The organism is Arthrobacter sp. EM1 (genome assembly GCF_029964055.1).
Lineage (GTDB): Bacteria > Actinomycetota > Actinomycetes > Actinomycetales > Micrococcaceae > Arthrobacter.
The window spans coordinates 1,664,940-1,678,183 of sequence record NZ_CP124836.1 but is presented as its reverse complement, the minus strand read 5'-3'; the positions used below and the strand labels follow the sequence as shown (position 1 = coordinate 1,678,183).

Genomic DNA, 13,244 nt, shown 5'->3' with positions numbered 1-13,244 from the left:
AGCGGATGCAAATCAGCATGACCGTCAACGGCAACGAAGTCACCAACGACATTGAGCCCCGTGTGCTCCTGGTCCACTACATCCGCGAGGTCCTGGGCCTGACCGGCACCCATTGGGGATGCGACACCAGCAACTGCGGCACCTGCGTGGTCCTGATGGACGGCCAGCCGGTGAAGTCCTGCACGGTCCTCGCGGCGATGGCGGCAGGACACGACATCCGCACCGTCGAAGGGCTCGCCAGCGGCGCAACCCTTGACCCTGTCCAGCAGGGCTTTATGGAGGAACACGGGCTGCAGTGCGGCTTCTGCACTCCCGGCATGATGCTGACCGCCCGTGCCCTGCTGGACAAGAACCCGCACCCGGACAGCACCGAGATCAGGCAGGCCATTTCGGGCCAGATCTGCCGGTGCACCGGCTACGCCACGATCGTCCGGTCGGTGCAGTGGGCAGCCTCCCACCCGGCGGGCGCCGACAGCGACGCCACGGTCGACGAGGTCATCGACGGAACCGACACCGTGGTTGAGGACATCGCAGCGCACACGGAAGACGCAGAGGTGAAGGCATGACAGTCATCCACGAACGGCCGTCCAATCCGGCGGCCGGTGACTCGGACCGCCCGATCGGCTACGGCCGTATCCAGCGCAAGGAGGACCCGCGCTTTGTGCGGGGCAAAGGCAACTACCTGGACGACATTGTCCTGCCCGGCATGCTGCATGGCGCCATCCTGCGCGCCCCCGTCGCGCACGCCCGGCTGGTCTCCATCGACACCACCAATGCCCTCGCCCACCCCAAGGTCCTCGCCGTCATTACCGGCAAGGACCTGCTTGGCCTCAAGCTCGCGTGGGCCCCCACGCTCTCGGCGGATGTCCAGGCAGTCCTGGTAACTGACAAGGTCCGCTTCCAGGGCCAGGAAGTCGCCTTCGTCGTGGCCGAGGACCGCTACGCAGCCCGCGACGCGCTCGAGCTGATTGACGTCGAATACGACGTCCTGCCCCCGGTCATCGACGCCCGGAAGGCCCTCGACGCCGGCGCCCCCGTGATCCGCGACGAGATCGAGGGCCGGACGGACAACCACATTTTCGACTGGGAAATGGGCGACAAAGCCGAAACCGAAGCCGTCTTCGCGAGCGCCGATGTCGTTGTCTCACAGGAGATCGTCTACCCGCGCGTGCACCCCGCCCCGATGGAGACGTGCGGCGCGATTGCCGACTTCGACGCCGTCGACGGCAAGCTGACCCTGTACGAAACCACGCAGGCCCCGCATGCCCACCGCACCCTGTTCGCGATCGTCGCCGGGATCCCCGAGCACAAGATCCGTGTGGTGTCCCCGGACATCGGCGGCGGCTTTGGCAACAAGGTCGGCATCTACCCCGGCTACATCCTCGCCGTCGTCGGCTCGATCGTCACCGGCCGCCCGGTGAAATGGGTGGAGGACCGCTCCGAGAACCTGATGTCCACCTCCTTCGCCCGCGACTACATCATGCAGGGCGAGATTGCGGCCACCAAGGAAGGCAAGATCCTCGCGGTGCGCACCAACGTCCTGGCCGACCACGGTGCGTTCAACGCCACTGCGCAGCCCACTAAGAACCCGGCCGGCTTCTTCTCCATCTTCACCGGAAGCTATGACTTGAAAGCCGCGTACTGCTCCGTCACTGGCGTCTATACGAACAAGGCACCCGGCGGCGTCGCCTACGCCTGCTCGTTCCGCGTCACGGAGGCCGTTTACCTCGTCGAGCGGATGGTGGACATCCTGGCCCGCAAACTGGAAATGGACCCGGCGGAACTGCGGCTGAAGAACTTCATCAAGCCCGAACAGTTCCCTTACGCCAATAAGACCGGCTGGGTGTACGACTCCGGCAACTACGAGCCCGCGATGCGGCTCTCGATGCAGCTCGCCGGCTACGACGAACTGCGCCGCGAGCAGCAGGAGAAGCGCGCCCGGGGCGAACTGATGGGGATCGGCATCTCCTTCTTCACCGAGACCGTTGGTGCCGGCCCCCGCAAGCACTTCGACATTGTGGGCCTCGGCATGGCCGACGGTGCCGAACTGCGGGTCCATCCCACCGGCAAGGCAGTGGTCCGCCTCTCGGTGCAAAGCCAGGGCCAAGGCCACGAAACGACGTTCGCGCAGATCGTCGCCGAAGAACTGGGCATCCCGCCGGAAGACATCGACGTCGTCCACGGCGACACCGACCAGACGCCGTTCGGCCTCGGCACCTACGGGAGCCGCTCGACGCCGGTGAGCGGCGGCGCCGTCGCCCTCGTCGCCCGCAAGGTGCGGGAGAAGGCGAAGCTGATCGCCGCAGCCATGCTGGAGACCCGGCCCGAGGACCTCGAATGGGAGAAAGGCCGCTGGTTCGTCAAAGGAGATCCCAGCGCCGGGAAGACCATCCCGGAAATCGCCATGGCTGCCCATGGCACCATGACGCTGCCCGAGGGTGTTGATGGCAACCTCGACGCCGAGGTCACCTACGACCCGCCGAACCTCACGTTCCCGTTCGGAGCCTACATCTGCGTGGTCGACATCGATCCGGGCACCGGGCACGTCAAGGTCCGTCGCTTCATCGCCGTCGACGACTGCGGCACCCGGATCAACCCGATGATCATCGAGGGCCAGGTCCACGGCGGGCTGACCGACGGCGTCGGGATGGCCCTGATGGAGATCATCGAGTTCGACGCCGACGGCAACTGCCTGGGTGGATCGTTTATGGACTACCTGATCCCCACCGCGATGGAGGTGCCGGACTGGGAGACCGGATTCACGGTCACGCCGTCCCCGCACCACCCCATTGGGGCGAAAGGCATCGGCGAGTCCGCCACCGTCGGCTCACCGCCGGCGATTGTGAATGCCGTCGTCGACGCACTGGCCCCCTACGGGGTGGTTCACATGGACATGCCCTGCACACCGGCCCGGGTCTGGGCCGCCATGCAGGGCCGGGCAAGGCCGCCGATCTGACATGGCACCGACTGGAGATTCCCTCGCGGCCCGGGCGAATGACCTCGCCTCCCGCCGTGAGCCGTTTGTGCACGCCACTGTGGTCCGGGCCCAGCACCCCACCAGCGCCCACGCCGGGGATACAGCCCTCATCCTGCCCGGCGGCGAGATCCAGGGCTTCGTCGGCGGGAGCTGCGTCGAGTCCTCGGTGCGGGAGTACAGCCTGCAGGTCCTGGCCTCGCAGGAACCCCTGCTGCTGCGCGTTGTCCCCGGCGAGCCGTCCCGCAGTGCTGAGGAGGGGGCTGTTGAGGTGTCCAACCCCTGCCTGAGCGGCGGGGCGATCGAGATCTTCCTTCAGCCGCGCATCCCGGCGCCCCGGGTTCTGGTGGTCGGTACAACGCCCGTGGCCCAGGCGCTCGAGAGCCTCGGCTCCGGCGTCGGAATGGCAGTGGAACTCACGGACGGCGAATCCGCGGCTCCGCGGGGAGACGACGCAGCGCTGATTGTGGCCTCCCACGGCAAGGCGGAGGAGGCCGCGCTTGAGTCCGCACTGCGTGCCGGGGTGCCGTATGTCGCGCTTGTGGCCAGTGGGACCCGGGGCGCAGCGGTACTGGAATCCCTTGACGTCGACCCGGCGCAGCGTTCGCGGGTGTTCACCCCGGCCGGCTTGCAGCTGGGGGCCCGCACTCCCGGCGAAATCGCGCTCTCGATCCTGGCGCAGCTCATCCAGGAGCGGTCGACATCACGGCAGCCGGCGACGGCAGACCCGGCGACGGCAGCGGAAGTTCCGCCCACCGCGATCGACCCGGTCTGCGGCATGTCCGTTGCGGCGGCCGACTCCTCGATCCACCTTGCGCACAACGGTGTGACCGTCTACTTCTGTTCACCCGGCTGCCGTGCCGCCTTCCGCAAAGATCCGGAGCACTATGACCTCACCCCCTGAACGTCCACCCGCACGGCACCGGACGGCGGGGCTGATCCTGGCGGCCGGAGCGTCGCGGCGCCTGGGCCGGGCCAAGCAGCTGCTTCCCTACGGGACGGGGGTGCTCCTCGACGCCGTGCTTGCTGTCGCCCGGGACTGCGGCCTTGAGCAGACCGTGCTGGTCCTGGGAGGCTCTGCCGGGGAGGTCCGGCGCACGGTCGACACCACAGGCTGCGAGATTGTGCTCAACCCGGACTTCGGGGCGGGCTGTTCCTCCTCGATCGCCGCCGGCATCGCTGCTCTCCACCCGGAAACGGGCGCCGTGCTCCTGCTGCTTGGTGACCAGCCGGGTGTCCGTTCCGTCGACGCCCGCGCCCTGCTGCGGCTCCTGGCCGCTGATACGGATCATGGTGGAAAAAATGCCCCCGGCATCGCCGTCTGCCGCTACGACGACGGCGTCGGCCACCCCCTGGCGTTTACCCGTCGGATGCTCCCGGACCTGGCCGCCCTGCACGGCGACAAGGCAGTCTGGAAGCTGCTGGAGCAGCGGTCCGACGACGCGGTCGAACTTCGCGTTCCGGGACCCGTGCCGCTCGACGTCGACACCGACGAGGACTACCGGCGGGTCCTGGCCGGGCTGGAGGGCGAGCTGTGAACGCCGCTGCGCGCGCCGGCGCGGAGGAGGATATCCAGCGGCGGATCCCCGACGTTGCGTCCCTGGTCTCGGCGCTGGACAGCAGCGACTACCTGGCCGACGTCGGACTGGCCACCGCGCTGTTCCTGGCCGTCCGGCTGCCTCAGCCACTTCTCCTGGAGGGCGAAGCGGGCGTCGGCAAGACCGAGGTGGCGAAGACCCTTGCCGGACTGCTGGATACGCCGCTGTACCGGCTGCAGTGCTACGAGGGGATCGACGCCGGCGAGGCCCTCTACGAGTGGAACCACCAGCGGCAGCTCCTCGGCATCCGGCTTGCCGAAGTGCGGGATGCCTCCGTGACCGAGACCGACCTCTTCGGCCCGGAGTACCTGCTGCGCCGGCCGCTGCTGCAGGCGATCGAACATCCCGGACCGCGCCCGGCGGTGCTGCTGCTGGACGAGATCGACCGCGCCGACGCCGAATTCGAGGCCTTCACCTTCGAATTGCTCGCCGAAGCCGCCGTCACGATCCCGGAACTGGGCACCATCCGGGCCACCCATCCCCCGATCGTTATTCTGACTTCCAACCGGACACGGGACCTGCACGATGCCCTGACGCGGCGATGCCTGTACCACTGGATCGATTACCCCGGTCCGGAGCGGATCGCTGAAATTGTCCGCCGCCGTGTGCCTGCCAGCAGCGGCCCGCTCGCTTTGCAGGCCGCCGCCATGATCACCAGGCTACGCACGCTGGACCTCGCGAAACCGCCGGGGATCTCCGAGGCCATCGACTGGGTGTCCGCCCTCGCCGTGCTTGGCATCGAGCACATTGACTCGACGACAGCGGAACGAACCCTCGGGTCGATCGTCAAGAACCGCGACGACCTGGAACTGGTTGGCGCCCGGGGGGCCAACTGGCTTGTGGCCGGTGCAGGCGGGTGAGCGCGTTGACCGCCGGAACAGTCCAGGATACGGCCCCCGTGCCCCCCGCAGTGGAGGCGGCCGCCTTGTCCGCTGCGTTTGTCACCGCCCTGCGCAGGGCCGGGCTATCGTGCTCTCCGGACCGGGCAGTCCGGCTGGCCGAGGCTCTCCGCCTGGTCCCTCCGGCCGACGTCGAAACCCTCTATTGGGCATCCCGGGTGGTCTTGGTGTCAGCTCACGGACAGCTTCCCGCGTTCGATGCCGTCTTCGCTGCCGTATTCCGCGCCGGATTCGACCCCGCTGCACCGCCGCGCACCACCGCCCCGGCCGCCCCGCCGCCCGGCCCCCCGGAGCAGGCACGCACCAGGCCCTCCCCGGCCGAGGACCGTGCCCCGGGCAACGCGCCGGCCGACCCGCGGGCGACGCCGCCGGTTGCCGCCGCGGGACCGGACAGCGACGGGGACAACCACGCCCCGGAACGGGAAGCAGTCCTCGCCATGGCCTCCACCGATGAGCAGTTGCACGCGATGGCTTTCGCTCAGCTGACCGACGCGGAAGTCCTGGAAATCCGGCGGCTGGCGTCCGGGTTGCTGCTCGCCACCCCCACGAGATTGAGCCGCCGCACCCGCAAGTCCACCCACAGCAGCGCCCGGCTGGACGTCCGCGCCACGGTCCGCGCGTCGCGGCGCTCCGGCACCGACACGACGGGGCTGTTGTATGCACGGCGCCGTGAGCAGCGCCGGAAGCTCGTGATGCTGTGCGACGTCTCCGGTTCGATGGAACCGTACGCGCGGATCTTCATCTCACTGCTGCAGGGAGCCGTGGCAACAGCCGGCGCCGAGGCCTTCGGGTTTTCCACCCGGCTGACGCGTCTGACCCGGCAGCTGGCGCTACGCGACCCGGACGAGGCCCTGGCCCGCGCCGCGGAGGCCGCCCCGGACTGGGCCGGCGGCACCCGTATTGCCGACAGCATCAGGCACTTCGTTGATGACCACGGCCGCCGCGGGCTGGCACGGGGCGCGGTGGTGGTCATTTTCTCGGACGGCTGGGCGCAGGAGGACCCCGACAACGTCGCGGCGCAGATGGCACGGCTGCGGCGCCTGGCCCAACGGATTATCTGGGTCAATCCGCGCAAGGCAGCCCCGGAATACCAGCCGCTGGCGGGCGGCATGGCGGCCGCGCTGCCATACTGTGACGCCTTCGTCAGCGGACACAGCTACACGGCTTTGGCTGCGGTGGCGGCCGCAATCCGCGGCGACAGCCAGCCATCACTCAAGGGAAGAGGGAACTGATGCAAATAGACAGCACCTTTGCGGTCGTAGCACCGATCGGCACCGTCTGGGACACCATTATGGACTTTGAACGTGTGGCTGGCTGCGTCCCAGGCGCCAAAATCCTGAACAAACTCTCCGACGACGCCTACCAGGTGGGCATGGGCGTGAAACTGGGCCCGGTTAACATGCAGTACAAAGGCCTGCTCAACGTGATCGAGCGCAATGCCGGCGAACACCGTGCCGTACTCGGCGGAAAAGCCCAGGAAACCCGCGGCCAGGGCACCGCCGAAGCCACAGTGACGCTGCTTCTGACGGAAGAGGCAGGCGGCACAACCCGAGGGACAGTCAAGGCCGAGCTATCGCTTTCCGGCAAGGCCGCCGCGATGGGCAAGGGTGTGATCGGCAGCGTCACCGAACAGATGATGACCCTCTTCGCCAGCAATCTGCAGGCCATGATCGCCGCGCCCGCCGCGCCCGGCACCGTTCCGGCAGACGGGGTCCCCGGACCGGTGGCCGCCCCGGAAGCCGGGGCCGCAGCGGTGGCCCCGGCGCCGTCGTCGGAACTTCCGGGACTGCGGCCGGGCGCCGTGCCAGCAGCGGGCGCGCCTGCCCCGACAACCGCCCCGGCATCTGCCACCGCCGGCAGTTTGGACGCACTCAGCCTCGCCAAGGGCATTGCAACGGATCAGCTCTCCAGCCCTGTCAAGGTGCTGGCACTTGTAGCCGTGGTGGCGTGCATCTCCTACGTGGCCGGGCGGCTCTCGGCGTTCCGCCTGATCCGGGCGATTGGCAGGCTGAAGTCCGACCGTGCGTGATGTCCTGGCGGCCATGATGACGGGCTGGCGGAGGGGTGACACCGCCGGCCTCGCCACGGTGGTGGGCACGTTCGAGTCAGCCCCCCGCCTCCCTGGGGCGTCCATGCTTGTCACGGCTGAGGGGACGGCAGCCGGCTCGGTCTCCGGCGGCTGCGTCGAAGGTGCTGTGTACGAGCTGGCCACGCAGGTCAGGCAGGACGGCACTCCCGTCCTGGTGCGCTACGGGATCAGTGACGACGACGCGTTCGCCGTCGGTCTGAGCTGCGGCGGGATTATCGACATCTTCGTGGAGCCGGTTTCCCGGCAACGCTTCGCCGAACTCGACGCCGTCAGGCAGGACATCGACGACGGACGGCGCGTCGGGGTCGCGACAGTGATCGAACACCCGGACAGCAGCTGGCTGGGCCGGCACCTGATTGTGCGGTCCGACGGTTTCGAAGGCGACCTCGGGTCCGGGCGGGCAAATCATGCCGTGGGCGATGACACCCAGGGCCTGCTCGCCGCGGGACGCTCCGGCATCCTGAGCTACGGCCCCGATGGCGAGCGGCTGGACACCGGGATGCGGGTCTTCTTCGCGAGCTACGCGCCGCCGCCGCGAATGCTCATTTTCGGCGCGATCGATTTCGCTTCTGCGCTGGCCCGGTTGGGGACCTTTCTCGGCTACCGCGTCACGGTGTGCGATGCGAGGGCCATTTTCGTTACGCCCGCCCGCTTTCCCGACGCCGCAGAGGTCATCAACGCCTGGCCGCACCGCTACCTCGCCGAGCAGCTGGAACAGGACCTGGTGGATGAGCGCACCGTGATGTGCGTTCTGACCCACGATCCGAAGTTCGATATTCCACTGTTGGACGTTGCCCTGCGCGGCCGGCCCGTGGCTTTTATTGGTGCCATGGGTTCGCGCCGGACCCATGACCATCGGGTCGCGAGGCTGCGTGAGGCGGGAGTGGACGAGGAAGCGCTGGCGCGGCTGCACAGCCCCGTGGGACTCGACCTTGGCGCGCGGACTCCCGAGGAGACAGCGGTGTCCATCGCTGCCGAGTTCATTGCCAAGCAGTGGGGCGGCAGCGGGGCAGCACTTCGGCAACTCGAGGAACGCATTCACCACGAAGAGCAGCATTGACCGGGCTCCGTTGATCGCTAACGACGTCGCGCGCTGGGGGCTGACGGCACTGCTGCTGGCAGCGTCGCTGTTCGCGGTTTTTCAGGCCAGCCGCAAGTCGCCACCGGCCACTAGGGTTGAATATTGCCTCCATGCCGCGATGCTGGCGGCCATGGCGGCCATGCTTGCTTCCGGGGACCGGTGGCCCGCGCTCCCCCAGATTATGGTCTTTGGCCTTGCCGCCTGGTGGTTCGTGCTCCGCGCCGTCTCCCGGCGCCCCATGGTACTCGCCGTACTGAACGTCACCGCCGCCGGACCATGGCACGGCCGCCGCGAGGGCGAAGCCAGCCGTGGCAGGTTGCTGTACAACGCCCTAACCATGGCTGCCATGGCCTACATGCTGGCGGTCATGGACTTACGCGGCACCCACCGGACACCGGCCGCTCCGACGGCCGCCGGCCTTGCGGACCTGGCGGCGCACCACGGTGGCCCCAGTGCGCGGCCGTCGCTGGCAGGGTCCTTTCCGGCCGCGCTGCCGGAATGGACAAGCCTGTCCGCTCCCGTCCTGGCGGTAGCCTTCGGGGCGGCCGGCGCCGTGTGGGGCGTGCTCCTGCTCCGGCGCGCCCGACGCCGCAACCGGACGGGCAGCGGCGCGCCGTTCCTGGAACTTGTGTCCGCGGTTTCGATGGCAGTTATGTTCGCGGCTTTCGCTGTATAAGAGCCCGGAGCTGGCATTCACCCGCGTGGGATCGATCCGACCCTGCCGCCAGCGGACCGGAAGATGACTCACGGGCCCTGCGGCAGGCGGTCCAGCCACCGGCGGCGGTAAGCTCGTGCCATGGCGAGATACTTCGATGTTCACCCAGAAAACCCCCAGGCGCGCTCCATCAGCCAGGCGGTGGAAATGATCCGGTCCGGCGGGCTGATCGCGTACCCCACCGATTCCTGCTACGCGCTCGGTGCTCAGCTGGGCAACAAGGAAGCGCTGGACCGGATCAGGACTATCCGCCACCTCAATGACAAACACCACTTCACGCTGGTCTGCAAGGACTTTGCCCAGTTGGGCCAATTCGTGCAGATCGACAACGACGTGTTCCGGAGCATCAAGGCCGTCACGCCGGGAAGCTACACCTTTATCCTGCCCGCCACCAAAGAGGTTCCCAAGCGCCTGCTGCACCCGAAAAAGAAGACGGTGGGGGTGCGTATCCCGGACAACCGGGTTGTCCAGGCTTTGCTCGCCGAACTTGGCGAGCCGTTGCTCTCCAGCACGCTGTTGCTGCCGGACGAGGAAGAGCCGCTGACCCAGGGCTGGGAAATCAAGGAACGGCTTGAGCACGTGGTCGACGCCGTCATCGACTCCGGCGATTGCGGCGCGGAGCCGACCACAGTCATCGACTATTCCAGCGGCACTGCCGAAATCGTCCGGCGCGGCATGGGTGACCCCGCACGCTTCGAGTAGCGCGGCCCGGGGGCTAAGCTGACGCCGTTTCGGCGTTCCCCGCGACGCCCGACGCCCGGTGGCGCAGCCAGCGGCGTGACAAGTCCAGAGCCGCGAGAAGTCCCGCGAGCGGCGTGAGGACGGCTGCGACATAAACGAACAAAAGCCAGCTAAGCGTGGTCAACGGCGTCTGGTGGTCGCTCAACAGCGACAGGCCCCCGCAGAGTCCTAGGATCCAGAACACCGCCACGCCGGCGAGCACTGCTGCCGCGGGGAAGTACTCGCTGGTGACGGCGTTTTTTGCAATACTCATCGTTTTCATAAACTGTCCTCGTGCGGGCGGAAAGGAAAGAGGTCCGCTGGGCCTTTTCCAGTATGGGGCCCGCAGCCCCCGGATTTTCGGTGAATGCCCGTCGCGTGATGAAGCTAACGCCCGTTCCTGCTCATCGGTGGCATGCGACGCGGCTTTTCATTCACGTGCGTTCCCGAAGCGGCGGCACCGCAGCGGACTTCAGACCGCCATGGCCAGCGCCTGTTGCATAAAAGAGCCGAGCACCCGGCCGGCGTTCTCCTGCAGGCGCCGGGAGTCCGCCGCGGCAGGCTGCACCGATTTGGAGCCATGCAGCCGCTCCCCCAGATAGAGCACCGCTGCCAGGACTTCCGAGAGCTCCGCGTTTCCCTCGGCTTGTTGCCTCAGCAGCCTCAGGTGGGCAGTCTGCAAGGCTGGCCCCGGAGCGCAGCCCAGGTCACGGTCGAACAGCCGGCGGCAGCGCTCATACGCTGAGAGGCCCTCAACCGGCAGGCCCGCCTGCTCGTATCCGGCGACAAGGACCGTCCATGCACGTTCGTTGAGCGGCTCGGACCGGATTACGGCCTGCGCCAGTGAAATGGCGAGCTGGGGCCGAGCGAGGAACGCAGCCGTTTCAGCCGCGAGAATCTGGGCCCCCAATTTGTCGGCTTCGTGGCGGGTCCGGGCCTCCTCCGCCCAGTCGGCCGCGAGTTCAAAGCCCAGCAGCGGTTCCCTCGCCAGTTCCAGGGCCCGCATCGAGAGTGCATGCGCCTGGGCCGGCGGAGAGTTCCGGGCCGTGCGTAGCAGTTCGCGGAACTCAAACAAGTCCAGTGTCACCAGCTGCGGGTCCAGCAGGTAGCCAGAGTTTGCGGTACGAAGCGGGCCCGACTTGGTGTTGCCTGGCTGGATCGCGCGCCGGAGGCTGCTGACATAGCTCTCCAGTGTGGCGACGGCGCCGCCGCTGGCCCGGGGTCCCCACAGGATCTCCACAAGCCGGGCCTTTGACACCGGTGTGCCAAGGTTCAGCAGGAGAATCTCCAGGATGTGGCGCGGCTTGCAGCCTCCCAGGTCCGCTGCTTTGAGGACGGTGCCGTTTCGCCGGACCTCGAACGATCCGAACAGCCGGACCGAAATTGCCACCGTGGGTTCGCTCGGATTCTCCACGTTGATCCCCTCCCCAACTATCAACTAATCGCGCCTGGAAGCGCCGAAAGGAGCTATTCGGATCCGCCCCTGAGACTCAATTCCATCCGGCCTTCTAGGTAAACCGTTGCACGCGGATCCGGGTGCAACAAGAAGTGCAACTACCCGATCCTTTGTTCCGTGGAAAGTCGGGTATACGTCCTTGTGGCCCCAAGTATTAGGCGGGCGAATTCTGAGTACCCGCAACGTAGGGCAGGTACCGCAGCGCCGGACCGGTGGGGCTGCGGCGGCACAACACAGCGCCGGAGCCGGGCAACCCGGCGCCACAGTTCAGCTGCCGGGCAATCCGCCGATAGGCTCAGAGGAGACCAGCCTTTCACCTACAGGAGAACCTTCGTGAACCGAGCGTCCGATCCAGCCGATCGACTGCCCCCGCTGGGCCTCAGCTGGGGCGTCAAGCGCAGCTTCATCGATTACATCGCCAGCCTGGCTGATGGGTCCGTTTCAGCAACCAGCGGGGCTGCCAAGGCCGATGACTCGCTTTTCTGCTTCGGCCCCGGTTCCTGCGACTACGACGTTGCGCGCGGAACTGGAGTGCTGCGCTTCCGCGGAGACGTCCGGCTCGCCGGCCACCATGGAATGCTCTTGGTCAGGTTGCTGGACCCTTGGATCACCTTCACGGGCGGCAGCGGAGTGCTCTCCATCAGCACCGGCGACGGCGGCGGCCAGGACCGCGCCACTATTGGTTTCCTCAGCCCTGCAAGACCAAACCAGTCCGACGGGTCCCTGGTGTGGGATCACATCGACGTCGTCATATCTCCGGAAGGATCCGAACTCTTCGACGGACAGTACGCTGCCGGCCAGCCGATGGATCCGCTCTTCATCCGGGTCACCCAGTAGGAGAACCCTGCGGGCTGCAGCCACGGACACCCCTGATCCAGGGTGCTGGCACGCACGCTGTGTTGCCTAGTTCTCTTTGGTGCCCTGCGGCAGCAGGGAAGGTTTTCCAAACAGCCAATCGGAGACGTCGCTGCGCAGCACCAGGTGGGGCCTGCCCGTGTCGCTGACACTGCCGCTGGGAACGTAGTAGCCCCGCCCGGAGCCAGGACCGCCTGCTGCCCGGTCAAGCGCATCCGTGAGATCCCTGGGCAGGTGACCGGCCGGCCCGCAGGCCCGGAGGCCTTGAACTTCCTCGGGCGTAAGCCTTCCTAGAACTGCGGTTATATCTGCCATAACGTCTCCTCTGCGGCGGCTGGTGCCTAAGTAATCAGGCTAAGACCCCGGCGTAAACGGCAGATGACATCCGGGCGAAGATCCTTACACACCCGGGATGTAGGTGACGGCCAGCCGGAGGTGTCGTGAGGGTCACTGCCCCGGGGGCGCCCGCCCGCAGCTATTGCGCACGTGGATGCTGTACCGTTCAATCCCGGGAAACTCAGAACTATGGAATCGAGAATCAACCAGGTGGCAACCGATTATGACGAAGTCCGATCCGACGTTGCGGAGACCCGCAACGCTTCGCTGGAGGCTCTTCGCTCCGCGAACGCACCGGACGCGCGCAGCGTAACCCGCGAACTCGACGAGGCGGACACCTCCGAAGGTGTGGAATTGCCGGGCGCTGACTTGTCCGGCGAGGAACTGACGGTCACCGTCATTCCGCAGAAAGACGACGAGTTCATGTGCTATTCGTGCTTCCTGGTCCGGCACCGCTCGCAGCTGGCCCGCGAGAAATCCGGCCACTCGTACTGCGCTGACTGCATGAACTGACGGACTGT

15 protein-coding genes are annotated in these 13,244 nt (G+C 67.3%); 12 read left to right on the top strand and 3 right to left on the bottom strand.

The genetic code is table 11. The features are described 5' to 3' along the window. Positions 1-5 precede the first annotated feature (5 nt). The 10 genes from QI450_RS07685 (at position 6) to QI450_RS07640 (ending at position 10,058) form a co-directional block, all read left to right on the top strand. Complete coding sequence (locus QI450_RS07685) at positions 6-566, top strand: (2Fe-2S)-binding protein (protein ID WP_282468151.1); 561 nt, start codon at positions 6-8, stop codon at positions 564-566. Next, the gene (locus tag QI450_RS07680; protein WP_226773164.1) at positions 563-2,956 is read left to right on the top strand and encodes an aerobic carbon-monoxide dehydrogenase large subunit; all 2,394 of its coding nucleotides are present in this window, start codon (positions 563-565) and stop codon (positions 2,954-2,956) included. Before QI450_RS07685 ends, QI450_RS07680 begins: the two co-directional genes overlap by 4 nt. Before the next feature lies 1 nt (position 2,957). Then, a complete protein-coding gene (locus QI450_RS07675; protein WP_226773165.1) occupies positions 2,958-3,878 on the top strand; it encodes an XdhC family protein in 921 nt (306 codons plus the stop codon). Beyond that, positions 3,862-4,512, top strand: coding sequence for a nucleotidyltransferase family protein (locus tag QI450_RS07670; protein ID WP_226773166.1), 651 nt, complete (start codon positions 3,862-3,864; stop codon positions 4,510-4,512). Before QI450_RS07675 ends, QI450_RS07670 begins: the two co-directional genes overlap by 17 nt. Then, positions 4,509-5,432, top strand: coding sequence for a MoxR family ATPase (locus QI450_RS07665; protein ID WP_226773167.1), 924 nt, complete (start codon positions 4,509-4,511; stop codon positions 5,430-5,432). Before QI450_RS07670 ends, QI450_RS07665 begins: the two co-directional genes overlap by 4 nt. Before the next feature lie 38 nt (positions 5,433-5,470). After that, the gene (locus QI450_RS07660) at positions 5,471-6,703 is read left to right on the top strand and encodes a VWA domain-containing protein (RefSeq protein ID WP_282359968.1); all 1,233 of its coding nucleotides are present in this window, start codon (positions 5,471-5,473) and stop codon (positions 6,701-6,703) included. Continuing rightward, entirely contained in the window at positions 6,703-7,500 is a 798-nt protein-coding gene (locus QI450_RS07655; RefSeq protein WP_226774356.1) for an SRPBCC family protein, read from the top strand. Before QI450_RS07660 ends, QI450_RS07655 begins: the two co-directional genes overlap by 1 nt. Further along, complete coding sequence (locus QI450_RS07650) at positions 7,493-8,620, top strand: XdhC family protein (protein WP_226774355.1); 1,128 nt, start codon at positions 7,493-7,495, stop codon at positions 8,618-8,620. Before QI450_RS07655 ends, QI450_RS07650 begins: the two co-directional genes overlap by 8 nt. 10 nt (positions 8,621-8,630) lie before the next feature. After that, positions 8,631-9,317, top strand: a complete 687-nt coding sequence (locus tag QI450_RS07645; protein WP_226774354.1) for a DUF5134 domain-containing protein — start codon at positions 8,631-8,633, stop codon at positions 9,315-9,317. A 120-nt stretch (positions 9,318-9,437) separates the two neighbouring features. After that, entirely contained in the window at positions 9,438-10,058 is a 621-nt protein-coding gene (locus tag QI450_RS07640; RefSeq protein WP_226774353.1) for an L-threonylcarbamoyladenylate synthase, read from the top strand. 13 nt (positions 10,059-10,071) lie between these two features. Here QI450_RS07640 and QI450_RS07635 read toward each other — a convergent pair whose 3' ends face one another. Together QI450_RS07635 and QI450_RS07630 are read right to left on the bottom strand one after the other, a co-directional pair. Next, complete coding sequence (locus tag QI450_RS07635) at positions 10,072-10,350, bottom strand: hypothetical protein (protein ID WP_226774352.1); 279 nt, start codon at positions 10,348-10,350, stop codon at positions 10,072-10,074. Positions 10,351-10,548: 198 nt separating this feature from the next. Further along, a complete protein-coding gene (locus QI450_RS07630; protein WP_226774351.1) occupies positions 10,549-11,490 on the bottom strand; it encodes a BTAD domain-containing putative transcriptional regulator in 942 nt (313 codons plus the stop codon). 375 nt (positions 11,491-11,865) lie between these two features. Here QI450_RS07630 and QI450_RS07625 point away from each other — a divergent pair, with 375 nt between their 5' ends. Next, the gene (locus QI450_RS07625; RefSeq protein ID WP_226774350.1) at positions 11,866-12,369 is read left to right on the top strand and encodes an HtaA domain-containing protein; all 504 of its coding nucleotides are present in this window, start codon (positions 11,866-11,868) and stop codon (positions 12,367-12,369) included. A gap of 66 nt (positions 12,370-12,435) precedes the next feature. On the opposite strand, the gene QI450_RS07620 is transcribed toward QI450_RS07625, so the two are convergent. Next, positions 12,436-12,702, bottom strand: coding sequence for a hypothetical protein (locus QI450_RS07620; protein WP_226774349.1), 267 nt, complete (start codon positions 12,700-12,702; stop codon positions 12,436-12,438). A gap of 231 nt (positions 12,703-12,933) precedes the next feature. Between QI450_RS07620 and QI450_RS07615 the strand changes: the two genes are divergently transcribed. After that, on the top strand, positions 12,934-13,236 hold the full coding sequence (locus tag QI450_RS07615; RefSeq protein ID WP_226774361.1) for a DUF4193 domain-containing protein: 303 nt from the start codon (positions 12,934-12,936) through the stop codon (positions 13,234-13,236). The last annotated feature ends 8 nt before the right edge of the window (positions 13,237-13,244 follow it).

Bases quoted from the DNA above. Each gene is read 5' to 3' on its own strand.
- QI450_RS07685 (WP_282468151.1), top strand. From the start codon at position 6: ATGCAAATCAGCATGACCGTCAACGGCAACGAAGTCACCAACGACATT.
- QI450_RS07680 (WP_226773164.1), top strand. From the start codon at position 563: ATGACAGTCATCCACGAACGGCCGTCCAATCCGGCGGCCGGTGACTCG.
- QI450_RS07675 (WP_226773165.1), top strand. From the start codon at position 2,958: ATGGCACCGACTGGAGATTCCCTCGCGGCCCGGGCGAATGACCTCGCC.
- QI450_RS07670 (WP_226773166.1), top strand. From the start codon at position 3,862: ATGACCTCACCCCCTGAACGTCCACCCGCACGGCACCGGACGGCGGGG.
- QI450_RS07655 (WP_226774356.1), top strand. From the start codon at position 6,703: ATGCAAATAGACAGCACCTTTGCGGTCGTAGCACCGATCGGCACCGTC.
- QI450_RS07640 (WP_226774353.1), top strand. From the start codon at position 9,438: ATGGCGAGATACTTCGATGTTCACCCAGAAAACCCCCAGGCGCGCTCC.
- QI450_RS07635 (WP_226774352.1), bottom strand. From the start codon at position 10,350: ATGAGTATTGCAAAAAACGCCGTCACCAGCGAGTACTTCCCCGCGGCA.
- QI450_RS07620 (WP_226774349.1), bottom strand. From the start codon at position 12,702: ATGGCAGATATAACCGCAGTTCTAGGAAGGCTTACGCCCGAGGAAGTT.